The organism is Burkholderia sp. Bp8984 (assembly GCF_003853755.1).
Lineage (GTDB): Bacteria > Pseudomonadota > Gammaproteobacteria > Burkholderiales > Burkholderiaceae > Burkholderia.
The window spans coordinates 136,849-160,397 of sequence record NZ_QTQN01000005.1; the positions used below are offsets into that span (position 1 = coordinate 136,849).

Annotated in this window: 21 protein-coding genes and 1 riboswitch; of the genes, 14 read left to right on the top strand and 7 right to left on the bottom strand. The window is 71.4% G+C overall.

Annotation, left to right across the window (positions count from 1 at the left end; genetic code table 11):
• Positions 1 to 5 precede the first annotated feature (5 nt).
• From cobN to DID98_RS07625, 6 genes are all read left to right on the top strand, one after another.
• A complete protein-coding gene (gene cobN / locus DID98_RS07600; protein WP_124570485.1) occupies positions 6 to 3,818 on the top strand; it encodes a cobaltochelatase subunit CobN in 3,813 nt (1,270 codons plus the stop codon).
• Complete coding sequence (locus DID98_RS07605; protein ID WP_124570486.1) at positions 3,815 to 4,903, top strand: ATP-binding protein; 1,089 nt, start codon at positions 3,815 to 3,817, stop codon at positions 4,901 to 4,903. Before cobN ends, DID98_RS07605 begins: the two co-directional genes overlap by 4 nt.
• 68 nt (positions 4,904 to 4,971) lie before the next feature.
• Complete coding sequence (locus DID98_RS07610; protein WP_124570487.1) at positions 4,972 to 5,580, top strand: VWA domain-containing protein; 609 nt, start codon at positions 4,972 to 4,974, stop codon at positions 5,578 to 5,580.
• 84 nt (positions 5,581 to 5,664) lie between these two features.
• Entirely contained in the window at positions 5,665 to 6,117 is a 453-nt protein-coding gene (locus tag DID98_RS07615) for a YaiI/YqxD family protein (RefSeq protein WP_044843557.1), read from the top strand.
• A 128-nt stretch (positions 6,118 to 6,245) separates the two neighbouring features.
• Entirely contained in the window at positions 6,246 to 6,818 is a 573-nt protein-coding gene (locus DID98_RS07620) for a DUF1993 family protein (RefSeq protein ID WP_124485500.1), read from the top strand.
• A gap of 36 nt (positions 6,819 to 6,854) precedes the next feature.
• On the top strand, positions 6,855 to 7,181 hold the full coding sequence (locus tag DID98_RS07625) for a low molecular weight protein tyrosine phosphatase family protein (RefSeq protein ID WP_124485499.1): 327 nt from the start codon (positions 6,855 to 6,857) through the stop codon (positions 7,179 to 7,181).
• A 15-nt stretch (positions 7,182 to 7,196) separates the two neighbouring features.
• Here the strand turns inward: DID98_RS07625 and DID98_RS07630 are convergent, their stop codons facing one another.
• The gene (locus tag DID98_RS07630) at positions 7,197 to 7,625 is read right to left on the bottom strand and encodes an NUDIX hydrolase (RefSeq protein WP_044843626.1); all 429 of its coding nucleotides are present in this window, start codon (positions 7,623 to 7,625) and stop codon (positions 7,197 to 7,199) included.
• Positions 7,626 to 7,770: 145 nt separating this feature from the next.
• Positions 7,771 to 8,013, bottom strand: coding sequence for a hypothetical protein (locus tag DID98_RS07635; protein ID WP_124485498.1), 243 nt, complete (start codon positions 8,011 to 8,013; stop codon positions 7,771 to 7,773).
• A 272-nt stretch (positions 8,014 to 8,285) separates the two neighbouring features.
• Between DID98_RS07635 and DID98_RS07640 the strand changes: the two genes are divergently transcribed.
• From DID98_RS07640 to DID98_RS07655, 4 genes are all read left to right on the top strand, one after another.
• On the top strand, positions 8,286 to 9,491 hold the full coding sequence (locus tag DID98_RS07640) for a CaiB/BaiF CoA-transferase family protein (RefSeq protein ID WP_124570488.1): 1,206 nt from the start codon (positions 8,286 to 8,288) through the stop codon (positions 9,489 to 9,491).
• A 117-nt stretch (positions 9,492 to 9,608) separates the two neighbouring features.
• Positions 9,609 to 10,910 carry a CitMHS family transporter gene (locus DID98_RS07645; RefSeq protein WP_124570489.1) on the top strand — a complete coding sequence of 434 codons (1,302 nt, stop codon included), beginning with the start codon at positions 9,609 to 9,611 and terminating at the stop codon, positions 10,908 to 10,910.
• Between the two features lie 106 nt (positions 10,911 to 11,016).
• Positions 11,017 to 12,183 carry an acyl-CoA dehydrogenase family protein gene (locus tag DID98_RS07650; protein ID WP_124485495.1) on the top strand — a complete coding sequence of 389 codons (1,167 nt, stop codon included), beginning with the start codon at positions 11,017 to 11,019 and terminating at the stop codon, positions 12,181 to 12,183.
• Between the two features lie 52 nt (positions 12,184 to 12,235).
• A complete protein-coding gene (locus DID98_RS07655; RefSeq protein ID WP_124485494.1) occupies positions 12,236 to 12,979 on the top strand; it encodes an IclR family transcriptional regulator in 744 nt (247 codons plus the stop codon).
• 254 nt (positions 12,980 to 13,233) lie between these two features.
• Here DID98_RS07655 and cobJ read toward each other — a convergent pair whose 3' ends face one another.
• Genes cobJ through cobG form a run of 4 tightly spaced genes read right to left on the bottom strand, consistent with a single transcriptional unit; the run spans position 13,234 to position 17,693 of the window.
• Entirely contained in the window at positions 13,234 to 14,985 is a 1,752-nt protein-coding gene (cobJ, locus tag DID98_RS07660; RefSeq protein ID WP_124570490.1) for a precorrin-3B C(17)-methyltransferase, read from the bottom strand.
• A complete protein-coding gene (locus DID98_RS07665; RefSeq protein WP_044843548.1) occupies positions 14,982 to 15,716 on the bottom strand; it encodes a precorrin-2 C(20)-methyltransferase in 735 nt (244 codons plus the stop codon). The genes cobJ and DID98_RS07665 overlap by 4 nt, the downstream gene beginning before the upstream one ends.
• Positions 15,713 to 16,339 carry a precorrin-8X methylmutase gene (locus DID98_RS07670; protein ID WP_124570491.1) on the bottom strand — a complete coding sequence of 209 codons (627 nt, stop codon included), beginning with the start codon at positions 16,337 to 16,339 and terminating at the stop codon, positions 15,713 to 15,715. The genes DID98_RS07665 and DID98_RS07670 overlap by 4 nt, the downstream gene beginning before the upstream one ends.
• Positions 16,332 to 17,693 (bottom strand): precorrin-3B synthase, encoded by a 1,362-nt coding sequence (cobG, locus tag DID98_RS07675; protein ID WP_311767928.1) that lies wholly within the window; start codon positions 17,691 to 17,693, stop codon positions 16,332 to 16,334. The genes DID98_RS07670 and cobG overlap by 8 nt, the downstream gene beginning before the upstream one ends.
• A 106-nt stretch (positions 17,694 to 17,799) precedes the next feature.
• Positions 17,800 to 17,992: riboswitch (cobalamin riboswitch) on the bottom strand.
• Positions 17,993 to 18,218: 226 nt separating this feature from the next.
• Here cobG and cbiE point away from each other — a divergent pair.
• Genes cbiE through cobM form a run of 4 tightly spaced genes read left to right on the top strand, consistent with a single transcriptional unit; the run spans position 18,219 to position 22,043 of the window.
• Positions 18,219 to 19,454, top strand: coding sequence for a precorrin-6y C5,15-methyltransferase (decarboxylating) subunit CbiE (cbiE, locus tag DID98_RS07680; protein WP_124570556.1), 1,236 nt, complete (start codon positions 18,219 to 18,221; stop codon positions 19,452 to 19,454).
• On the top strand, positions 19,454 to 20,542 hold the full coding sequence (locus DID98_RS07685; protein ID WP_124570493.1) for a cobalt-precorrin-5B (C(1))-methyltransferase: 1,089 nt from the start codon (positions 19,454 to 19,456) through the stop codon (positions 20,540 to 20,542). The genes cbiE and DID98_RS07685 overlap by 1 nt, the downstream gene beginning before the upstream one ends.
• Entirely contained in the window at positions 20,539 to 21,270 is a 732-nt protein-coding gene (locus tag DID98_RS07690; RefSeq protein WP_124570494.1) for a cobalt-precorrin-6A reductase, read from the top strand. Before DID98_RS07685 ends, DID98_RS07690 begins: the two co-directional genes overlap by 4 nt.
• A gap of 44 nt (positions 21,271 to 21,314) precedes the next feature.
• A complete protein-coding gene (gene cobM, locus DID98_RS07695; RefSeq protein ID WP_124570495.1) occupies positions 21,315 to 22,043 on the top strand; it encodes a precorrin-4 C(11)-methyltransferase in 729 nt (242 codons plus the stop codon).
• Between the two features lie 264 nt (positions 22,044 to 22,307).
• On the opposite strand, the gene DID98_RS07700 is transcribed toward cobM, so the two are convergent.
• On the bottom strand, positions 22,308 to 23,492 hold the full coding sequence (locus DID98_RS07700) for an MFS transporter (RefSeq protein ID WP_124570496.1): 1,185 nt from the start codon (positions 23,490 to 23,492) through the stop codon (positions 22,308 to 22,310).
• Between the last annotated feature and the right edge of the window lie 57 nt (positions 23,493 to 23,549).

Genomic DNA, 23,549 nt, shown 5'->3' on the forward strand with positions numbered 1-23,549 from the left:
GCACGATGCATCTGCTGCGCACCACGCCGGGCGGCTTCGTCGACGATACGCAGGGTGTCGTCCGGATCGACCAGCAGCCGGCTGACATCGTGATCCTGAGCTCGGCCGACACGACGCTGTCGCTGCTGGCCAGCGTCGTGCCGAAGCTGCCGGCCGGCTTTCCGAGCGTGCGGCTCGCGAACGTCACGTTCCTGCGGCAGCCGGCGTCGGTCGATTTCTATGTCGACGACGTGCTGCGTCACGCGAAGACGGTCGTGATCGATCATCTGGGCGGCGAAGCGTACTGGCCGTACGGGATCGAACAGGCCGTGTCGCTCGCGTCGAAACGCAGGCAGCAGCTCGCGATGTTCTCGGGCGACCTGCAGGAAGATCCGAACCTCGTCGCGAAGAGCACGGTCGCGCCGGACCTGTGCCGGTTGTGGTGGCGCTATCTGCGCGAAGGCGGGATGCACAACGCCGAAGCGTTGCTGCGCAGCATCGCGTTCCATACGCTCGGGGTCGGCGACGAACCCGAGCTGCCGCGCCCGCTGCCGGCCGCCGCGCTGTATCACCCGGCGCGCGACCCGGCGAGCGTCGACGACTGGCGTCCGCGCTGGACGCCCGGCGCGCCCGTCGTCGCGATCCTGTTCTATCGTGCGCACTGGCAGGCCGCGAACACCGCCGTGTTCGACGCGTTGGCCGATGCGCTCGTGCGCGAAGGGCTCAATCCGCTGCCGATCGCCGTCACGTCATTGAAGGATGCCGTGAGCCGCGAGGTCATCACGCGGCTGTGCGACACGCACGGTGTCGCGCTCGTGCTGAACACCACGGCCTTCGCGGCCGGCGCGATCGACAGCCCCGAGCCCGACGTGCTCGCCGGCGACGCGCCGGTGCTGCAGGTGATCCTGTCCGGCGGCAACCGCGACGCGTGGGTGGCCGACAACCAGGGGCTGCACGCGCGCGACATCGCGATGCACATCGCGTTGCCCGAAGTCGACGGGCGCATCGTCACCCGCGCGGTGAGCTTCAAGGGGCTGGCATATCGTTGTCCGCACACCGAGGTCGACGTCGTGCGCTACCAGCCGGACGCCGAACGGATCGCGTTCGTCGCGGCGCTCGCGCGCGGCTGGTGCCGGCTGCGCACGCTCGACCCTGCCGACAAGCGCATCGCGCTGATCCTCGCGAACTATCCGCAAAGCGAAGGGCGGATCGGTAACGGCGTCGGGCTCGACACGCCGGCGTCCGCGCTGCGCGTGCTGGCGGCGCTGCGCGACGCGGGCTATAGCGTGGCCGACCTGCCGGCCGACGGCGACGCGCTGATCGCGCGGCTCACCGAAGGCGTGACCAACGACCCGGCCGTGCGCGCATTGCGCCCGGCGTTCCAGAGTTTCGCGCTGGCCGATTACATTGCGCATTTCGCGCGACTGCCGGCCGCCGTGCGCGACGCGCTGAACGCACGCTGGGGCCCGCCCGAAGCCGATCCGACGCTGCGGCAGGGGCGCTTCACGATCGCCGGCTGGCGCGCGGGCAACGTGTTCGTCGGCATCCAGCCGTCGCGTTCGCGCGGCGAGAACGACTATGCGAGCTACCACGACGCGGATCTCGTGCCGCCGCACGCGTACCTCGCGTTCTATTTCTGGCTGCGCGATGCGTTCGGCATCGACGCGGTCATCCACCTCGGCAAGCACGGCAACCTCGAATGGCTGCCGGGCAAGAGCGTCGCGCTGTCCGACGCGTGCTGGCCCGACCTGACGCTCGGGCCGCTGCCGCACCTGTATCCGTTCATCGTCAACGATCCGGGCGAGGGCAGCCAGGCGAAGCGCCGCGCGCAGGCGGTGATCATCGATCACCTGATGCCGCCGCTCACGCGCGCGGAAAACTACGGCCCGCTGCAGGATCTCGAACGGCAGGTCGACGAATACTACGAGGCGCTGATGGTCGATGCGCGGCGCGCGAAGCTGCTGCGCAAGACGATCCTCGCGACGATCGCCGAACACCGGCTGCACGACGAACTGAGCGTGTCGCCGCCGCGCGATGCGGGCGACGAAGATGCGCTGCTGACGCGCGTCGACGCGTGGCTGTGCGAATTGAAGGAAGCGCAGATTCGCGACGGGCTGCATGTGTTCGGCGCGTCGCCGGCCGACCGTCAGCGCCGCGACACGCTGCTCGCGCTCGCGCGCTTTCCGGTCGGCGACGGCAAGGGCGAACGTGCGGGGCTGATCGGCGCGCTCGCGCGCGATCTCGCGCTCGGCGACGATTTCGATCCGCTCGCGGCCGACTGGGCCGCGCCGTGGACGGGCCCGCGGCCGGCCGTGCTGCAGGCGCTCGACACATCGCCGTGGCGCCATGCGGGCGACACGCGCGAGCGGCTCGAACGGCTCGCGCAGCAGTGGCTCGACGGCGTGTGCGCGGCCGGCACGTCCGGCGCTTCCGGGATCGGCACGACGCCGCCCGGCGACTGGCCGCACACGCTCGCCGTCATCGAACGCGTGCGCGCGACGCTGATGCCCGCGCTCGACGCGTGCGGCGGCGAGGAACTGCGCCAGCTGCTGCGCGGGCTCGACGGCCGCTTCGTGCCGCCGGGGCCGAGCGGCTCGCCGTCGCGCGGCCGCCCCGACGTGCTGCCGACGGGCCGCAACTTCTATTCGGTCGATACGCGCGCGGTGCCGACGCAGGCCGCGTGGTCGCTCGGGCTGAAATCCGCGCAGCAGCTGATCGAACGTCATCTGCAGGATCACGGCGACTATCCGCGCGCGATCGGGCTGTCGGTGTGGGGGACGGCCACGATGCGCACCGGCGGCGACGACATCGCTCAGGCGTTCGCGCTCCTCGGCGTGCGGCCGAAATGGGCGCACGGCAGCCATCGCGTGACCGACTTCGAGATCCTGCCGATCGAGATCTTCGACCGGCCGCGCATCGACGTGACGCTGCGCGTGTCCGGCTTCTTCCGCGACGCGTTCCCGAACCTGATGCACCTGTTCGACGCCGCCGTGCAGGCCGTCGCCGCGCTCGACGAGCCGGAGGCCCTGAACCCGATCCGCGCGCGCGTCGAGCGCGAACGCGCAACGTGGATCGAGCGGGGCGTGGCGCCGGACGAAGCGCGACGCCGTGCCGGCTGGCGCGTGTTCGGCGCGCGGCCGGGCAGCTACGGCGCCGGCCTGCAGGACCTGATCGACCAGCGCCACTGGCAGAGCGACGCCGATCTCGCCGATGCGTACCGCCAGTGGGGCGGCCACGCATACGCGCAGAACAGCGCGGGCGAGCCCGCGCCCGACGTGTTCGGCGAGCGGCTCGCGACGATCGACGTGGTCGTGCAGAACCAGGACAGCCGCGAACACGACATCCTCGATTCGAACGACTACTACCAGTTCCAGGGCGGGATGACGGCGGCCGTGCGGCACCTGTCCGGGCAGCAGCCGAGCATCTATCACGGCGACCATGCGAACCCGGCCGCGCCGAAGATGCGCACGCTGCGCGAGGAGATCGCGCGCGTGATCCGCTCGCGCGTCGTCAATCCGAAATGGCTCGACGGCGTCAAGCGCCATGGCTACAAGGGCGCGGCCGAAATGGCCGCGACCGTCGACTACCTGTACGGCTATGACGCGACCGCGCGCGTGCTGTCGGACCACCAGTACGCGCTCGTCGCCGACGCGTACCTGTTCGACGACGACACGCGCGCGTTCCTCGAACGCCACAACCCGAAGGCGCTGCACGGCATCTGCGAACGCTTCGTCGAAGCGATGCAGCGCGGGCTGTGGCAGCAGCCGGGCGACTATCGCGAGCGGATCGAAGCGGTCTGGCTCGACAGCGAACAACTTCAGGAAGGAGGACGGCGATGACCGATCCGACGACGCAGCACGCACGCGCGGTATTCCCGTTCGCGGCGCTGGTCGCGCAGCAACCGCTGCAGCAGGCGCTGCTGCTCGCGGCGATCGACCCGTCGCTCGGCGGCGTGCTCGTCAGCGGGCCGCGCGGCACCGCGAAATCGACCGCCGCGCGCGCGCTCGCCGAACTGCTGCCCGAAGGGGCATTCGTCACGCTGCCGCTGTCGGCGAGCGACGAGCAGGTCACGGGCACGCTCGATCTCGCGCATGCGCTCGCCGAAAACGGCGTGCGCTTCCGGCCGGGCCTGCTCGCGCGCGCGCATCGCGGCGTGCTGTACGTCGACGAGGTGAACCTGCTCGCCGACGGGCTCGTCGATACGCTGCTCGATGTCGCCGCGAGCGGCGTGAACGTGGTCGAGCGCGATGGCGTGTCGCATGCGCACGACGCGCGCTTCGTGCTGGTCGGCACGATGAACGCCGAGGAAGGCGAACTGCGCCCGCAATTGCTCGACCGCTTCGGGCTGATGGTCGAACTCGCGAACTGCTTCGACGCCGCGCAGCGCGAACAGATCGTGAAGGCGCGCCTCGCGTTCGATCTCGATCCGGATGCGTTTCGCGCACGTCACGCGACTGCACAGCGCGACCTCCGCGACCGCATCCACGCGGCGCGGGCAAAGTTGTCGACGCTGGATTTCGACGATGCGGTTCACGCGCGCGTCAGCGCGCTGTGCATCGACGCGGCCGTCGACGGCCTGCGCGCCGACCTCGTGATGCTGCGGGCCGCGCGCGCACTCGCGGCGCTGGAACAGGCCGACGCGGTGACGGTGTCAGATGTCGAACGCGTAGCCGACGCGGTGCTGCGGCATCGGCGTCATGCGGGTGCGCCGCCGTCGTCGGGCGCGTCGCAGTCGAATGCAGAGGGCGGCGGCGACCGCGACGACCCTGCGCCGCCGGACCTGCGCCGGCAGCCCGATCATCGACCGGGCGCGGCACGAAACGATGCAACGGCGTCGCAAGGCGACTGGGGCTACCTGCCGCCCGAGCCCGCCGGACTGCGCGACGTGAAAGGCGTGGTGCCGCTGCCGCTAAAAAAACGCTGAGCCATCGAGCCGACGCCGCCGCGAACACCGTTCGCGGTCCTCGATGGCTGCCAGGCGCCGCCGCGCGCGTGCCGGGTACGGTGCGTGCCGGCACGGCCGTTGCATGGCCGGCGACGCTCGCCGCGAAGCGCGGCGGCCCGCTGCACACCGACCACCTGCGTTTTCGCAAGCAGGCCGGCACGCCGCGCGCACTCCATTGCTTCGTGCTCGACTGTTCGGCGTCGATGCTGTCGCACGAACGGCTCGCGCTCGCGAAAGGGCTGATCGTCGCGTACTTCGACCAGGCCGCGCGCGACCGCGTGGCAACCGCGCTGATCTGTTTCGGCGGCAACGGCGCCGAGCGCCGCTTCGGCCCGGCCGTGCCGCGCTGGTGGAATGCGCGCTGGCTCGAGCCGGTGGACGGCGGCGGCGGCACGCCGCTTGCGGACGGCATCGCCGCCGCCGGACACTTGCTCGCGGGCGCCGCACGGCGCACGCCGGACCAGCAGCGCTGGCTGTGGGTGCTGTCCGACGGGCGCACGCGCGAAACACCGCCGAAACCGGCGGCCGCCGATCACGTCGTGTTCGTCGATTTCGACGATGCAGCCGTGCGGATCGGGCAGGGCAGGCGGCTCGCCGATGCATGGGGCGCGCAATGGATGACGGCCGCGTCGCTGTGCCCACGGCTGGCCGGCTGATCCGGTGATCGGGCGCGCGGGCCGGGCGGGCCGATTGCCGGCGCTGCGCTATGATCGCCGTTTCTACTCACCGGAATGCCTTCCATGCAAGTACTCGTCGATGCCGACGCGTGTCCCGCCGTCATCAAGGACATGCTGTTTCGCGCCGCGCGTCGCGCCGAGATCTGCGTGACGCTGGTCGCGAACCAGTTCCTGCGCACGCCGCCGTCGCCGTTCATCAAGGCGTTGCAGGTGCCGGCCGGCTTCGACGTGGCCGATGCGCGGATCGTCGAGCTCGCGGCAGCCGGCGATCTCGTGATCACCGCCGACATCCCGCTGGCCGCCGCCGTCCTCGACAAGGGCGCGCATGCGCTCGACCCGCGCGGCAACTGGTTCAGCCGCGAGAACATCGAGGAGCGCCTGTCGACGCGCGCGATGATGGATCAGCTGCGCAGCGCGGGCATCGATACGGGCGGGCCGGCCCCGTTCAGCGCACGCGACGGCAAGGCGTTCGCGTCGCAGCTCGACCGGTTCCTGGCACGCCACGGCAAGCCGTGACACATCAGGCCCCGCGCGTCGATCGTGCGATACGTCACCGGTTTCGCGTCGAACCGTCCGCTACGGCAGAATACGGGTGCTGCCCCGGCATCGATGTCGTGGCGCGAACGACCCACCGGAGGGCATGGATGTCACCGACTCAACTTCTCGTTCCAACGTTCACCCAGATGCTGCGCGCGCAATCCGCGTGGCTCGACAAGGCCGTGGCGCACCGGCAGGCCGCCGGCGACGCGCCCGATGCGGTGCTCGCGCTGAAGCTCGCACCCGACATGTATCCGCTCGCGGCACAGGTGCGGTTTTCGTGCTTCCAGGCGATGGAACCCGTCTACCGGCTGCGCGGCGAACCGCTGCCGGACGCGCTGCTGGCGTTGCGGGAAGCCGGCTGGCATGCCGATGCGCAGCCCGGCACGCTGGGCGACGCACAGGGCATCCTCGCCGGCACGATCGCGTTCCTCGGCGAACTCGCGCCCGACGCACTCGACGGTGGCGCCGCGCTGCCGATCGCGCTCGCACTGCCGAACGGTATCGCGTTCGACATGACGGGCGAGCAGTACGTGCGCGACTGGGCGCTGCCGCAGTTCTATTTTCATTCGATCGCTGCGTACGCGATCCTGCGCCATCACGGCGTCGAGCTGGGCAAGGCCGACTACGTGCCGCACATGCTGGCCTACGTGCGGCCCGGCACGATTCCGCAGGGTTGAACGGTCGAGCGGACGATCCCGCCGCCGCGCACCGGCATGACACGCGCCCTGTTCATCTGCAGCCGCAATCGGCTGCGCAGCCCGACGGCCGAGGCGGTGTTCGCCGCGTGGCCGGGCGTCGAAACCGACTCCGCGGGCCTCGCGCCCGACGCGGAAACGCGTCTGTCCGCGGAACAGCTCGAGTGGGCCGAGATCGTGTTCGTGATGGAACGCGCGCACCAGGCGAAGCTGCACGCCCGATTCGGCGCCCGGCTGAAGCAAAAGAAGATCGTCTGTCTCGACATCCCCGACCGCTACGCCTACATGCAGCCCGAGCTGGTCGCGCTGCTCGAGCGCAAGGCCGGGCCATTGCTGCGCGCGTGAGCCGCGCGGCTCGGTTCAGCGCGAGCGAGGCGGCCCGTCCGCGAGCGCGGAAAAGCGGTCGAGGTGCAGCAGCTCGATGATCTTGCGGGTCGGCACGCTCGCACGCAGCGTCTCCAGCCGCTCGACGTCGAACCACTTGCAGCGCGCGATCTCGTTGCTCGCGCGTGGCGTCAGGTGTTTCGGCACGTCGGCCACGAACACGTGATGGAGCTTCGTGAGGCCGCCGAACTGCACCGCGTAGTCGAGCGCGAGCCCCTCCAGCCGCGTTTCCTCCGCCAGTTCCCGCTGCGCGGCCTCCAGCGGCGTCTCGCCGCGCCGGATCGTGCCGCCCGGCAGCGACCAGCGCGCCGCGGTACGGGCGACCAGCAGCACGCTGCTGCGCTGGCGGCACACGATCGTGGCGCGTTCCTTGATGCTGACGACGGTATCCGGCCCGGTATTCATGTTCGGCAAAACAAAACTGGTGCTCAATCGTGAAGGGAAATGCACGTCGGCCGATCGCCGGGCACGACGGCATGCAAGCCGCCGCGCCGATCATACCGGCCGTTCGTGACAGTTCCGTGCGTTGTCGCGCGCAACGCGGATCACCTCACGCGTGCGTGTCGATCCCCGCGCGCGCCGGCTTTCCGGACCGCCCGTGGTGCTGCTTGTGGACGGTACGCCGGTGGTGATGCGGCGGCGTCACGTGCGGGCGCACCGGCGCGGGTCGTGCCACCGGCGCGGCGGCCCGCGGCTGTAATTGTCCCTCGCCAAAATGGAAGGTCTGGGTTTGCGCGCGAGCGACGCCCAGCGTCGACGCCAGCAGGATGGCCGCGAGCAGCATGCGTTTCATGAAATCTCCGCCTTTCTTCAGTTGAGCACCGTCCGCCAGCTTAGCGAATCGCGGCCCGGCGCGGCAACCGGCCGGCGTTCGGTGGCGTCCCCACTTGCGGCCGGCCGCGTTCTCGGCGCGGCCGCCGAGGCATCTCCTGCTTGACAATGAAATTCTCGAGTGTGAATATAAATTCACACCCAAGAATTATTCTTCGAGTCCGGACAACCGTGCCGCTGCTGTCGGCCCGGCGGAACCGGCGGTCCGATCAACCGGAAGCAGGAGCGAGACGCATGGCGGAACTGAAGCAGCAGGGCGCGTTGGCGGGGTTGCGCATCATCGATCTGTCGCGGGTGCTGGGCGGCCCGTACGCGACGCAGATCCTCGCCGACCACGGCGCGGAGGTGATCAAGGTCGAACCGCCGTCGGGCGACGAGACGCGCACCTGGGGGCCGCCGTTCGACGGCGACACGGCGTCGTATTTCCTCGGCGTGAACCGCAACAAGCTCGGCATCGCGCTCGACCTGACGCAGCCGGCGGATCGCGAGCGGCTGCTCGGCCTGCTCGAGCACGCCGATGCGCTGGTCGAGAACTTCAAGATCGGCACGATGGAGCGCTGGGGCCTCGGCTTCGACACGCTGCACGCGCGCTTTCCGCGCCTCGTCCATTGCCGCGTCTCGGGCTTCGGCGCGGACGGCCCGCTCGGCGGCCTGCCCGGCTACGACGCGGCCGTGCAGGCGCTGGCCGGGCTAATGAGCGTGAACGGCGAGGCGGGCGGCGCGCCGCTACGCGTCGGCGTGCCGATCGTCGATCTCGTCACCGGGCTGAACGCGGCGCTCGGCGTGCTGATGGCGCTGCGCGAACGCGATGCGAGCGGGCGCGGCCAGTTCGTCGAAGCGACGCTGTTCGACTGCGCGCTGTCGATCCTGCATCCGCATACGCCGAATTTCTTCCATTCCGGGAAGGCGCCGACGCGCACCGGCAACGCGCATCCGAACATCACGCCGTACGACAGTTTTCCGACCGCGAGCGTCGACATCTTTCTCGCGGTCGGCAACAACGGGCAGTTCGCCGCGCTGTGCGACGTGCTCGGCACGCGCGACTGGCCCGCCGATCCGCGCTTCGCCGACAACCGCGCGCGCAGCGCGAACCGCGCCGCGTTGCGCGCGCTGCTCGAAACGGCGCTGGCCGCGCACGACGGCGCGGCGCTCGCCGAGCAGCTGATGCGCCGCGGCGTGCCGTGCGCGCCGGTGCTCGGGCTCGATGCGGCGCTCGACCATCCGCACGTCGCACATCGGCAGATGAAGGTCGAACTGGGCCGGCATCGCGGCATCGCGTCGCCGATCAAGCTCGGCCGCACACCGGCCACGTACCGGCGGCCGCCGCCGGCGCTGAACGAACACGCGACACAGGTGTTTGCCGAGGATGCATGCGACGCCGGCCACGCCAACGACGCCAACGACACCAACGACAACGCCGGCCGCACGCGCCGCAACTGACACGCCTGGCGACCGGCGGCCGTGCGAAGGCGCCCGACGCCGCCGCACGCCCGCACGCCGCTTCGGACATCGCGCCGCACCGCGCCCGACGCGCGCCGGCGCCAGAGGAGACACATCATGCTCGCATGGATCGGCGCGATCGCGATCGTCGCGCTGTTCGGCCTGATCATCACGAAGCGGCTGTCGCCGCTCGTCGCACTGATCGTCGTGCCGGTGGCCGCGTCGCTCGCGGCCGGCTTCGGACTCTCGACCGGCACGTTCATCGTGCGCGGCGTGCAGAACATCGGCCCGATCGCCGGGATGTTCGTTTTTGCGATTCTATTTTTCGGAATCCTCACCGATGCGGGGATGCTCGACCCGATCATCGCGGGCGTGCTGCGCGTGATCGGCTGCCATCCGCCGCGCATCGTGACGGGCTCGGCGCTGCTCGCGCTGCTGATCCACCTGGACGGCTCGGGCGCCGTCACGTTTCTCGTCACGCTGCCCGCGATGATGCCGCTCTATACGCGGCTCGGCATGGACCGGCGGATTCTCGCGTGCGTCGCGTCGATGGCGGCCGGGGTCAACTTCCTGCCATGGGTCGGGCCGATGCTGCGCGCGTCGGCGGCCTTGCACATTCCCGGCTCGGCGATCTTCATGCCGATGATCCCGGTGCAGATCGTCGGGCTCGCGTTCGTGTTCGGCACCGCCTACATGCTCGGCGTGCGCGAGGCCAGGCGGCTCGGGCTCGATCGCGCCGGCGCGGCGTCGCTCGCGGTCGCGCCGCGCGAGCTGACCGACGCCGAGCGCGTGCTGCGCCGGCCCGGCCGCTTCCGGTTCAACCTGGCGCTGACGCTCGTCGTGCTCGGCACGCTGGTGTCGGGCATCGTCGACCCGGTGGTGATGTTCATGCTCGGCACGGTCGCCGCGCTCGTCATCAACTATCCGGACGTGCAGGCGCAGCGCGAGCGGATCGACGCGCACGCGAAGGCCGCGCTGATGATGGCGAGCGTGCTGCTCGCGGCCGGCGCGTTCACCGGGATCATGTCCGGCACCGGGATGCTGAAGGCGATGGCCGAGGTCGTCGTCGCGCACGTGCCGGTCGAGCATGCGCGCCACATGCCGTTCGTGCTCGGCCTGCTGTCGATGCCGCTCAGCCTGCTGTTCGATCCCGATTCGTTCTACTTCGGCGTGCTGCCGGTGCTCGCGGAAAGCGCGAAGCTGCTCGGCGTACCGCCGATCCAGATGGCGCAGGCCGCGCTGCTCGGCCAGATGACCACCGGGTTCCCGGTCAGTCCGCTCACGCCCGCGACGTTCCTGATCGTCGGCCTGACCGGCGTCGAGCTGGCCGAGCACCAGAAGTTCACGATCCCGTTCCTGTTCGCCGCCACCGTGCTGATGGTCTTCGCCGCGGTCGTGGCGGGCGTGTTTCCGTTGTGAGCGTCCGCGTGCCTGTCGCGCCGCGCCGGCCGCCACCGCGCCCCCTCGAAGGCCGACATCGTCTCGAGTGCGGCGCGGCCGTTCACGTTTTCCTGGAGAGCAATCCATGCAGTTCGACCTGACCGACGACCAGCGCGCGATCGAAAGCGCGATCGAGAAAATCTGCGAACGCTTCGGCGACGATTACTGGCTCGAGCGCGATCGCGCGGGCGGATTTCCGTCCGACTTTCACGCGGCGCTCGCCGAGGCCGGCTGGCTCGGCATCGCGATGGATCCGGCCCACGGCGGCGCCGGGCTCGGGATGACCGAGGCCGCGCTGATGATGCGCACGATCAGCGCGTCGGGCGCCGGCCTGTCGGGTGCCTCGGCCGTCCACATGAACATCTTCGGGCTGAACCCGGTGCAGGTGTTCGGCAACGACGCGCAGAAGGCGCGCTTCCTGCCGCCGCTGATCGCCGGGCGCGACAAGGCCTGCTTCGCGGTGACCGAGCCCGACGCCGGCCTCGACACGACGCACCTGAGCACGCAGGCGCGCCGCGACGGCGACCACTACGTGCTGAGCGGACGCAAGATCTGGATCTCGACCGCGCAGGTCGCGAACAAGATGCTGATCATCGCGCGCACGACGCCGCTCGACCAGGTCGCGAAGCCGACCGACGGCTTGAGCCTGTTCTACACCGACCTCGACCGTGCGCGCGTCGAGGTGCGCGAGATCGAGAAAATGGGCCGCAAGGCCGTCGATTCGAACATGCTGTTCATCGACAACCTGCGCGTGCCGCGCGACGACCTGATCGGCAACGAAGGCGACGGCTTTCGCTACCTGCTGCACGGGCTGAACCCCGAGCGGATCCTGATCGCCGCCGAGGCGATCGGCCTCGGTCAGGCCGCGCTGCGACGCGCGACGCAGTATGCGTGCGAGCGCGTCGTGTTCGGCCGGCCGATCGGGCAGAACCAGTCGATCCAGCATCCGCTCGCGCAGGCGTGGATGCAGCTCGAGGCCGCGTGGCTGATGGTGATGAAGGCCGCGACGCGCTACGACGCGGGGCAGCCGTGCGGCGCGGAGGCGAACGCCGCGAAGTACCTCGGCGCGGAAGCCGCGTTCCAGGCCTGCCAGACGGCGATCGCGACGCACGGCGGGATGGGCTATGCGAAGGAATACCATGTCGAGCGCTACCTGCGCGAGTGTATGATTCCGAGGCTCGCGCCCGTGAGTCCGCAACTGATCCTGTGCTACATCGCGGAGAAGGTGCTCGGGCTGCCGAAGTCGTACTGACACGCGGCGGCTCGCCCGGCGCGCGTTTCCCGTTCCGAATCAAGCGCTCGTCATGGACGTCAAACTCGTTGCCCGCACGCTCGATCTCTTCGAGCTGTTCGCCGCCGAACGGCGGCCGCTGCCGCTCACCGAACTCGCGCGCCTGCTCAACGTGCCGGCGTCGAGCTGCCTGGCGATGGCGCGCACGCTCGTGAGCCGCGGCTATCTGTACGAGGTGCGCAAGCGCGGCGGCTACTATCCGACGCGGCGCCTGCAGACGATCGCCGCCGCGATCGACGCGACCGATCCCGTCGTCGACATCGTGCATCCGCATCTCGTCGCGCTGCGCGACGCGAGCCGCGAGACGGCCGTGCTCGGCAAGATCCAGGGCGCGTCGGTCACGTATCTCGACGTCGTCGAGTCGGAGCAGGCGATCCGCTATACGCGCCAGCCGGGCGAGCTGCGCCCGCTGCATGCGAACTCGATCGGCAAGGCGATCTTCGCGGAACTCGCGAGCGATGCGCAGCAGGCGCTCGGCGCGCAGTTGTCGTTCGAGCGCTTCACCGATGCGACGGTGGCCGACCTGCCGGCGCTCGTCGCGCAAACCGCGCGGTTTCGCGAACTCGGCTGGGCCGAGAACTTCGGCGAGAGCGCGCCCGAGCTGTCGGCGATCGCGGTCGCGCTGACGCTCGACGGCGACTGGTACGGGCTGTCGGTCGTCGGGCCGACCGAGCGGATCCGCCAGCATCGCGACACGCATGCAGCGCTGCTGGTCGATGCGAAGGCGCGGCTGCTGGCCGAGCAGGGGCGCGGCTAGCAAAGGCCGCGAAGCGGGGCGGGGCGCCTGCTTCGCTTCGCGTCTCGTTCACCGCAATGCCAGATGCCGGATAGCGGATAGCGACCGGGAACGGCCGCATCGCATCACGTGCCGGTACGCCGCTCGCCGTCGAGCGTCCCGAAGGTCGCTGCGAACGCGTACGGCTGCTGCGCGATATCCGGGCAGCTCGACGCCCGAACCACGCCACCGCCCCGGCCAGCAAGGCTGGGCTGTGGCTCAATCCGCATCAAAGCTCAGCGATACCAGCGCGGCGTATACACCCACTCACGCCCGTCGCCGATCGCGAAACGCCGCGTCGTCGACGAACCGACGATCACCATCGTGCGCATGTCCACCTGATCGCTGCGCAGCGCGCCGAGTGTCGTCGTCGCGAGCGTCGCGCCGGGCCGGCCGATGTCGCGGCCGAGCACGACGACCGTGTCGGCCGCGCGATGCGCGCGCACCGCATCGAGCGCACGATCGAGCTGCCACGGCCGCGCACGCGAGATCGGGTTGTAGAACGCCATCACCAGATCGGCTTGCGCCGCGTGCCGCAGGCGCGTCTCGATCACGTCCCACGGCTTCAGGTTGTCCGACAGCGAGATCGCGCAGAAATCGTGGCCGAGCGGTGCGCCGGCCTGCGCGGCGGTCGCGAGCGATGCCGATACGCCGGGTTCGATGCGCAGTTCGACCGCGGCCCAGCGCGGATCGCGCGCTTCGTCGAGGGCTTCGAGCACGGCCGCGGCCATCGCGAACACGCCGGGATCGCCCGACGACACGACCGCGACGCGCCGGCCCTCGGCCGCCAATTCGAACGCATGACGCGCACGCTGCATTTCCTCGCGATTGTCGGTGCCGTGCACGCGCTGCTCCGCGAGGAACGGGCCGGCCATCGTCACGTAGGTCGTATAGCCGAGGATATCGGTGGCGTCCGCGAGCGCGCTGCGCGCCGCGGGCGTGAGCCATGCGGCGTCGCCCGGGCCGAGGCCGAGCACCGTCAGGCGGCCGCGTGCACGGCCGAGCGTGGCGGGGTCGACGGGCTCGGCAGCGACCGCGCACGCGAGGCCATCGGTCGCTGCGCGCAGCGTATGCGCGACGCGCAACGTGCGGGCGAGCAGGGTGGCGGCAGCGGTGTTGCCAGCGCGGGCCTTATCGCCTTCGCCTTCGCTATCACCATCGCCTTCGACATCGGCGAAGCGCAGCGGCACCTCCAGCATCCGCGCGGCGGCTTCGACCCGTGCATCGCCAAGCAACGTCGCCGGTGCGACGAGCGCGGCAAGCGCCAGCCGCGCGAGGCCGTGCGTGTCGAGCAGCGCGTCGATGCGTTCGGCAAGCGACGGCGCCGCATCGGCCCGCACGCCGCGCGCATCGACGCCGACCACCACGCTGCGCGGATGGATCACGAGTTCGTCGCGCGCGCCGCGCCACGCATCGGGCGTCACGCGGATCGCATGCGCGGCCGCGTCGTCGCGCGGCAGCGCGACGTCGTCGAGCCACGGCGCCGCGCCGTCGACGCGCGTGGCCGCGCCCGCGAGCAGGTCGGACACGAAGCGCTTGCCTTGCTGGAGATCGGCGAGCGCATAGCCGTCGGGCGGGTTGAGCACGCATGCGCCGAAGCGCAGTTCGCCGCTCGTGGTGATCGCCGGCGCGACGCCGAGGCATTCGGCGATTTCGCGCGCGATCACGTTGACGCCCGTCAGCCCGCCGAGCAGCGGCACGACGGCCGACCCGTCTTCCGCGACCGCGAGTACCGGCGGTTCGACACCCTTGTCGGCGAGTGCCGGCGCGACGCAACGGATCACGATGCCGGCCGCGCACAGCGCGACGATCGGCAAGCCGCGCGCGTAGAGTTCGCGCAGGTGCGCGCCGAGTTCGTCGAACGGCACGTCAGCCTCGACGCGCGACGCGAGCCCGTGCACGGCGGCCCCCGGATAACGCGCCTGGATGCGCCGCGCGGTATCGAGCGCGCCCGCGCCGAGAATCACGATCGCGGGCGGAGTCGTCATCCTTGCCATTTTTCCCCCGGGACGACGAGCAGCGAGAAATACGGCGACGCCATCGGATCGACTTCGTCGAGCGGCACGATGCGCTGGGCCGCCATCGTCGCGCGCTCGACGTACAGCGCGCGCTTCGCGAGCCCCAGTTCGTCGAGCACGCGCCGCACCTTGTCGAAGTTGCGGCCGAGCTTCATCACGACGGCAGCGTCGGCCTGCGCGAGCCGCGCGCGCAATTCGTCCTCCGGCAGCACGCCGGACAGCACCGACAGGCTCTGGTTGCGATAGACGAGAGGCTGGCCGAGCACGGCCGTGCCGCCGAGCATCGCGCACACGCCCGGGATCACTTCGGTGTCGTAGCGCGGCGCGAGGCGATCGTGCAGGTACATGTACGACCCGTAGAAGAACGGGTCGCCTTCGCAGATCACCGCGACGTCGCGCCCGGCATCGAGATGCGACGCGACGATCTCGGCCGCCGTGTCGTAGAAGTCGGCAATCACGGTCTCGTAGCAAAGCGGCGGCGCCAGCGCCTCGGTCGTCACCGGATAGACGAGCGGCAATTGCGTCTGCGCGTCGCGCAGGTGCGCCTCGACGATCCCGTACGCATTGCCCTTCTTGCCCTTCGCGACGAAATACGCGACCACCGGCGCGGCCTGCAGCACGCGCAGCGCCTTGATCGTCATCAGTTCAGGATCGCCGGGGCCAACGCCGACCCCGAACAGGCGTCCGCGCGGGGCCGTCATTCGGCCTCCGTCGCGAGTGCGTTGACCGCGGCGGCCGCCATCGCGCTGCCGCCGCGCCGGCCGAGCAGCGCGACGTACGGCACGCCGCGGCTGTCGGCGTCGAGCGCCGCCTTCGATTCGGCCGCGCCGATGAAGCCGACCGGAAAGCCGAGGATCAGCGCGGGGCGCGGCGCACCGGCGTCGATCATGTCGAGCAGGTGGAACAGCGCGGTCGGCGCATTGCCGATCACGACGACGCTGCCGGCCAGATGCGGGCGCCACAGTTCGAGCGCCGCGGCCGAGCGCGTGTTGCCGAGATGCCGAGCGAGGTCGGGCACTTCCGGTTCGCCGAGCGTGCAGATCACGCGATTGCCGGCCGGCAGCCGCGCGCGCGTGATGCCTTCGGCAACCATCTTCGCGTCGCACAGGATCGGCGCGCCGGCCGCGAGCGCCGTACGGCCCGCCGTGCCGGCGCCGGCCGAGAAGCGCAGGTCGTAGGTGACATCGACCATCCCGCACGCGTGGATCACGCGCACCGCGAGTTTCTCGAGATCGGGCGGAACCTGCGACAGGTCGGCCTCGGCGCGGATCGTCGCGAACGACTGGCGGTAGATTTCCTGCCCGTCGCGAATGTAGTCAAGCATCGGTGGTGTCCTGGCTGTGGCGCGCGCCCGTCAGTCGGGCCGCGGCCTGGTCAATCGTCAGATGGCGCGCGAGCGGGGCGCCGAGCCCCGCGGCGGCGTCGCGCCGGTAAAGGTCGTAGCGCGCGGGCGCGACCGCGACCAGCGTATGCGTCGCGGGGTGCGGCAGCGCACAGTGGCGCTCGCAGCCGGTCAGGTGCACGTCGACCGGATGGCCGACGCGCGCGGCCAGCGCGAGCGCATCGCGTTTCGTATCGGCACGCGACTTCGCGCAGCCCGCGCTGCCGGTGCAGGCGACCAGCGCCGCCAGCGGGTCGGATGTCGTGCACACGAGCCCGAGCGACGCCAGCGCGTCGAGCACGGCCGGCGCACGTTCGTGCCGCACGCCGTGCACGAACACGCCTTGCCACGGCGTCATCGACAGCGTGCCGTCGCCGTCGGCGTCGGCCAGTGCCGCGAGCCGTTCCAGTTGCGACGCGTCGAGCCGGCCGAGCACGAACTGCGCGCCGATGCTGCAGCGATCCGCGTCGCGCGACGGCCGTGCGCCGAAACGCAGCGCGGCATCCGCTTGCGTGCGCCGCCAGCCAGCCAGTGCCGGATCGGCTTCGAGCGGGAACGGTACGTAATGCTGCGCACGCTCGCGCAACGCGCGTGCGCCGCCGGTCGCGAGGCACGCGCGCATCCGCGTGACGTCGGCCGGCGCGAGATCGAGGAACGCCAGCAGCAACGCGCGCACGAGCGCGACGGCCTGGTCCGGCGCCACGTCGAACGCGGCGGGCGGATCGCCGGGCGCGACCGGCGGACAGCCGGCCAGGCCCGCGGCGATGCGGACCGCGCCGTCGCCGCGACGCCACGCGGCGAGCCAGATGTCGTGCGGATGATCGAGCGCCGCGACCGATTCGCCGCCGTCGAGCTGGATCGAGAATTTCGGCGACAGTTCGCCGCGGCGCGGCTCGTGCGTCAGCATGTCGAGCAGCGCAAGCGCGAGTGCGCGGCTATCGAGCAGCGCGTCGGGATCGCGCCCCGCAAGCGGGCTGAGCATCAGGTTGCGGACGTCGTCGCTTGCGGCGAGCGCGGCGCGGTCGTCAGCGGCCTCGCCCGCGTTGATGCGTGGGCCCAGGCCCGCGTCGAGCAACGCGTCGACCAGCGTATCGGCCGTGCCGTCGCGAATGCCGCGCAACTGGAGATTCGCGCGATTGGTCGCGTCGATCGCGCCGGAGCCGCAGGCACGCGCGACGGCGGCGATCGCGCGCGCCTGCCGCGCGTCGAGCCGGCCGCCCGGCAGCTTGATCCGGCACAGCCCGCCGTCGGCGGCCGCGACGACGCGCACGAGCCCCGGGCAAGCCGAAGGGCGCACGACGGGCGAAGCAGGATTCGAATCGGGGGCGGATCTCAACGGGATACCGGGACAGTGTCGCGCCGCGGCCAACGCATCGGTACACCCCGCCCGACGCCGACTGGCACGCACGCACTTTCAGGCCGGCAGGTCTCCTGGCTGACAGGTCGGCGCCGGCTCCCGGCCTTCCCGGTGAAACCAGTGGCATGAGGGGGGAGATCGGCTCGCTGTCTACAGTTGCGGGGGCAGCCACAGCGGCGCGAGGCGCGCCCTGTGTTCCCTCTTCGGCCCCGAAGGGCACCGGCGAACGAACGGCCGTAGGATACCCGATTTCACCGGCGTTTCGGGACCCCCAGGCGACCGCCGGGCGACCGTCGGGCAGGCGCCGTGGACGACGCGAAACGCGGCCCGGCGTCGGCGGGCTCGCAGATGAAACGCGCGGTGGAACACGGTACCATGCCGACTTTCGCAATGCGGACAGCCGCACCGGCGCCTTCACGGCCGCCGTGCGGCGACTCGATGGAATCGGACGAAGGGGAAGGGTGCATGACGGCGTGGCTGACGGTAGTGGGCATCGGCGACGACGGCTACGCGGGGCTCGGGCGCGGCGCGCGGCGCGCGCTGCTCGAGGCGAAGCGGGTCGTCGGCGCGAAGCGGCACCTCGACATGCTGCCCGCGCGGCTGCCGGCCGAACGCGCCGCGTGGCCGTCGCCGTTCGACCTGTCGGGCCTGCTCGCGCAGCGCGGTTCGCCCGTCTGCGTGCTGGCGAGCGGCGACCCGATGCTGTTCGGCGTCGGCGCGACGCTCGCGCGCGAACTGTCCCCCGACGAATGGCGCGTGCTGCCCGCACCGTCGTCGCTGTCGCTGGCAGCCGCGCGGCTCGGCTGGGCGTTGCAGGACGTCGGCGCGGTGTCGCTCGTCGGCCGGCCGCTCGCGACGCTGGCGCGTCACCTGCTGCCGGGCCGGCGCCTGTTCGTGCTGAGCGCCGACGGCCGCACGCCGGCCACGGTCGCCGCCGAACTCGCCGCGCGCGGCTTCGGCCCGACGCGCCTCAGCGTGTTCGAGCACCTCGGCGGCCCGCTCGAGCGGCGCATCGACGGGCTCGCGCAAGACTGGCACATCGACGAAACCGCCGCGCTCAATCTCGTCGCGCTCGACTGCCAGGCCGGCCCCGATGCGCCGCGCCGCGCACTCACGCCCGGCCTGCCCGACGACGCGTACCGCCACGACGGCCAGCTCACCAAGCGCGACATGCGCGCGCTGACGCTCGGACGCCTCGCGCCTGCCCCCGGCGAACTGTTGTGGGACGTCGGCGCGGGCAGCGGCTCGATCGGCATCGAGTGGATGCGCGCGCATCCGTCGTGCCAGGCGATCGCGATCGAGTCGCATGCGGAGCGGCAGCGCTACATCGAGCACAACCGCGACGCGCTCGGCGTACCGGGCCTGCAACTCGTGGCCGGGCGCGCGCCCGATGCGCTCGCGGGGCTCGCCGCGCCCGACGCGATCTTCATCGGCGGCGGCGCGACCGTGCCCGGCGTGCTCGACGCGTGCTGGTCGGCGCTGAAGCCCGGCGGCCGGCTCGTCGCGAACGCGGTCACGCTGCAGGGCGAGCTGGCGCTCGCCGCGTGGCGCGACGCGCACGGCGGCACGCTCACGCGCGTATCGCTCGCGCACGCCGAGCCGCTCGGCCGCTTCGACACATGGCGGCAGCCGTTGCCCGTCACGCTGTACGACGTGCACAAGCCCGCTTCCACGGCGACCGACCTCGCGGACCCTGCCTGATGCGCGACGAAACCCCCGAACAACCGGCACCGCTGCGCTTCGGCTACACGACCGGCAGCTGTGCGACCGCGACGTCGCTCGCCGCCGCACGCGTGCTGCTCGCGGGCCGCGCGGACGATGCGGTCGAGATCGTGTTGCCGAAGGGGCAGCGCGTGATGATGCGGCTCGCGTTCTGCCGAGCCACGGCCGACGGCGCGGAAGCCGGCACGATCAAGGATGCCGGCGACGATCCGGACGTCACGCACGGCGCGCTGATCTTCGCGCGGGTCGCGCTCGCCGCCGCGCCCGGCGTGCGTTTTCACGCGGGGCCGGGGGTCGGCACCGTCACGCGCGCGGGGCTCACGCTGCCGGTCGGGGAACCGGCGATCAATCCGGTGCCGCGCCAGATGATGACCGCGCACCTCGACGCGCTCGCGGCCGAATACGGCTACACGGGCGGCTTCGACGTGACGATCGGCGTCGAGGGCGGCGAGGCGCTCGCGCTGAAGACGATGAACCCGCGGCTTGGCATCGTCGGCGGCTTGTCGATTCTCGGCACGACCGGCATCGTGCGGCCGTTCTCGTGCTCGGCGTACATCGCGTCGATCCATCAGGGCATCGACGTCGCGCGCGCGAACGGGATCGCGCACATCGCCGCGTGCACCGGCAACGCGAGCGAGGATGCGATGCGCGCGCACTACGGCCTGCCCGACATGGCACTGATCGAAATGGGCGATTTCGCCGGCGCGGTGCTCAAGCACCTGCGCCGCGCGCCGGTCGCGCGCCTGTCGATGTGCGGTGGCTTCGGCAAGCTCAGCAAGCTCGCGGCCGGCCATCTCGACCTGCACAGCCGCCATTCGAGCATCGACCTGCCGCTGCTCGCGCAGTGGGCGGCCGAGGCGGGCGCGAACGACGCGCTGCAGGCCGCGATGCGCGCGGCGAACACCAGCCAGGAAGCGCTGAAGCTCGCGCAGGCCGAAGGCGTGCCGCTCGGCGACCTCGTCTGCGCGCACGCGCTGCGGGTCGCGCGCGACATCGTGCCGCCATCGGTCGCCGTCGAGATGTTCGCGATCGACCGGCAGGGCCGCTTCGTCGGGATCGCACGATGAGCGCGCGCATCCTGGTGCTCGGCGGCACCGGCGACGCGCTGAAGATCGCACGCGCGCTCGGTCCGCGGCACGTCTATAGCCTCGCGGGTCTCGGCAAGGTGCCCGACGACCTGCGCTGCGACGTGCGCGTCGGCGGCTTCGGCGGGGCGGCGGGGCTCGCCGCGTATCTGCGCGGTGCCGGCGTCGGCCTCGTGATCGACGCCACGCATCCGTATGCCGCGCGCATCAGCGCGAACGCGGCGGCCGCCGCGCGCGACGCGGGCGTGCCGCTGTGGGCGCTGCGCCGCGCGCCGTGGGCGCCGCAACCCGGCGACGACTGGCGGATGGTCGACGACTGGGCCGGCATCGAGGCCGCGCTCGCGCCGTTCCGGCGGCCGCTGTTCACACTCGGCCGCGAACCGCTCGCGCATCTCGACGCGATCCCGCCGCACCAGTTCTGGCTGGTGCGCTGCCTCGATGCGCATCCCGGCAACGCGCGCGCGCAGATCGTCGCCGCGCGCGGGCCGTTCACGCTCGAAAATGAGCGCGCGCTGTTCGCGCTCGCGGGCATCGACGTCGTCGTCAGCAAGAACAGCGGCGGCGCCGCGACCGAAGCCAAGCTCGATGTCGCGCGCGAACGCCGGCTGCCGGTCGTGATGCTGCGCCGGCCGCCGCTGCCTGACGCCGACCGCGTGTTCGACTCGGCCGCCGCGCTGCTCGATGCGCTCGACCCGGCCGCGCGTGCTTGATGCCACGCAACCCGGCTGTCCCATGAATTGACGGAGATTTTTTGATGACGGTGTATTTCATCGGCGCGGGCCCCGGCGACCCGGAGCTGATCACGGTAAAGGGCCAGCGCCTCGTGCGCACGTGCCCGGTGATCCTGTATGCAGGGTCGCTCGTGCCGCCGGCCGTGCTTGACGGCCATCGTGCGGAACGGGTCGTCAATACCGCCGAGCTCGACCTCGACGCGATCGTCGCGCTGCTCGCCGACGCGCATGCGAAAGGGCAGGACGTCGCGCGCGTGCATTCGGGCGATCCGTCGCTGTACGGTGCGATCGGCGAACAGATCCGCCGGCTGAAAGCGCTCGGGATTCCCTATGAAATCGTGCCGGGCGTGACGGCCACGGCCGCCTGCGCGGCGACGCTCGGAGTCGAGCTGACGCTGCCCGGTGTCGCGCAGACGGTGATCCTCACGCGCTTCGCGGGCAAGACGACGATGCCGGAAGGCGAAGCGCTCGGCGCGCTCGCCGCGCATCGCGCGACGCTCGCGATTCACCTCGGCGTGCGGCATCTCGCGCGGATCGTCGACGAAGTGCTGCCGCATTACGGGCCCGCGTGCCCGGTCGCCGTGATCTATCGCGCGAGCTGGCCCGACGAGGAGCGCGTGACCGGCACGCTGGCCGACATCGTCGCCAAGGTGCAGGGCACGCAGATCGAACGCACCGCGCTGATCCTGATCGGGCGCGTGCTCGATGCGGAAGGGTTCGCGGATTCGACGCTGTACGCGAGCGGGGGGTGATGACGCGTGTACCGAACGCAACGCACTTCGCGTTGCGAGGCATCGCGACAATGGGTTGCCTCGCGAGCGGGGCAACCGATCAATACCCATCGTCGAGCGGCGCTCTCCGCGTGAACCGGCGCGACCGGGTGACAACGGGCAACCGCGCGAACCGGGCCGCCGATCGATGTCCATCGTCGAACGGCACTGCATGAACCGGCAACGGGCAACCGCGCGCCGGCCACGAACCGGGTCGACGCCTTCACGTGCCGCGCCTGACCGGCGCTACGCACGCGCGACACGCCGCGCAAACTGCGGCGCGAAGCCCGCCGCCAGTGCGAACAGCACGACGCACAGGCATGCCATCGCGATCCATGCCGGCGTCAGATCCGCGAGATGCTGGCGCACGATGCCGGCCGCGAACGGAAACAACCCGGCGACCAGATAGCCGACGCCCTGCACGAACCCGGTCAGCGATGCCGCATCGGCCGGCGTCGCCGCATGATCGACCGTGACGATCAGCGACAGCGGAAACAGCGCGCCGATCCCCGCGCCAAGCAGCAGCGCGGCCGGCATCGCGAGCGTGTCCGGCGCGGCCAGCATCACCAGCAATCCGGCGAACAGCGACGCGATCGCCGCGTGCAGCGCGGGCCGGCGATCGGGCAGGCGGTCGATCGTCGCCGAGATCGCCAGCCCCGCGACGACTTCCGCGAGCGTCACGCCGCCGAGCAGGCTGCCGGCCGCGGTCGGCGACCAGCCGAGCCGCATGTAGTACGGCGGCAGCCATGCGAGCACGAGGGTGTAGGCACCCGTCGCGATCCCGAAGAACATCGCGAGCCGCCAGGCCCGCGGCGAGCGCGACGGCCGCGCCTGCATCAACGGCGCAGCCGTCGGCCCGGACGCCGGTGCGTCGCCGCCACGACTGGCCAGCGGCCACGCGAGCGCCGCGACCGCGGCCGGCAGCGCCCAGCCCGCGAGCGCGACCAGCCAGCCCCAGCGGGCCGCGGCGAACGGCGCGACGACGCTCGCGAGCACCGCCCCGCCCATGATCGACGTCGAATAGACGCCCATCGCGCCGCCGATGCGCGTCGCGAAATGCGCCTTCACGAACCCCGGCAGCAGCGCCTGCACCATCGCGATCCCGATGCCCGCGCAACCTGCGCTCGCGAGCAGCAGCCACGCGTGCTGCGCGCCGAAGCGCGACGCGCACGCGAGCCCGATCAGCACGACGCCGAGCCACACGCCGCCGGCGATCCCCGTCACGCGCTGCAGCCGCCGCGCGCCGAGCGCGCCCAGGCCCATCAGCAGGATCGGGATCGTGGTCAGCAGGCTCGCCGCGCCATCGCCGATGCCGGTCGCACGCTGGATCATGTCGAGCAGCGGACCGATCGCGGCCAGCGCGGGCCGCAGGTTCAACCCGACCAGTACGACGGCGGCCAGCCGCCAGCCGGGGGAAGTGAAGCGATTCATGATGGAGTGGCCCTCGATATCGGTGCACGACACCTCCGTCCTGCGTGCCGTGCATTT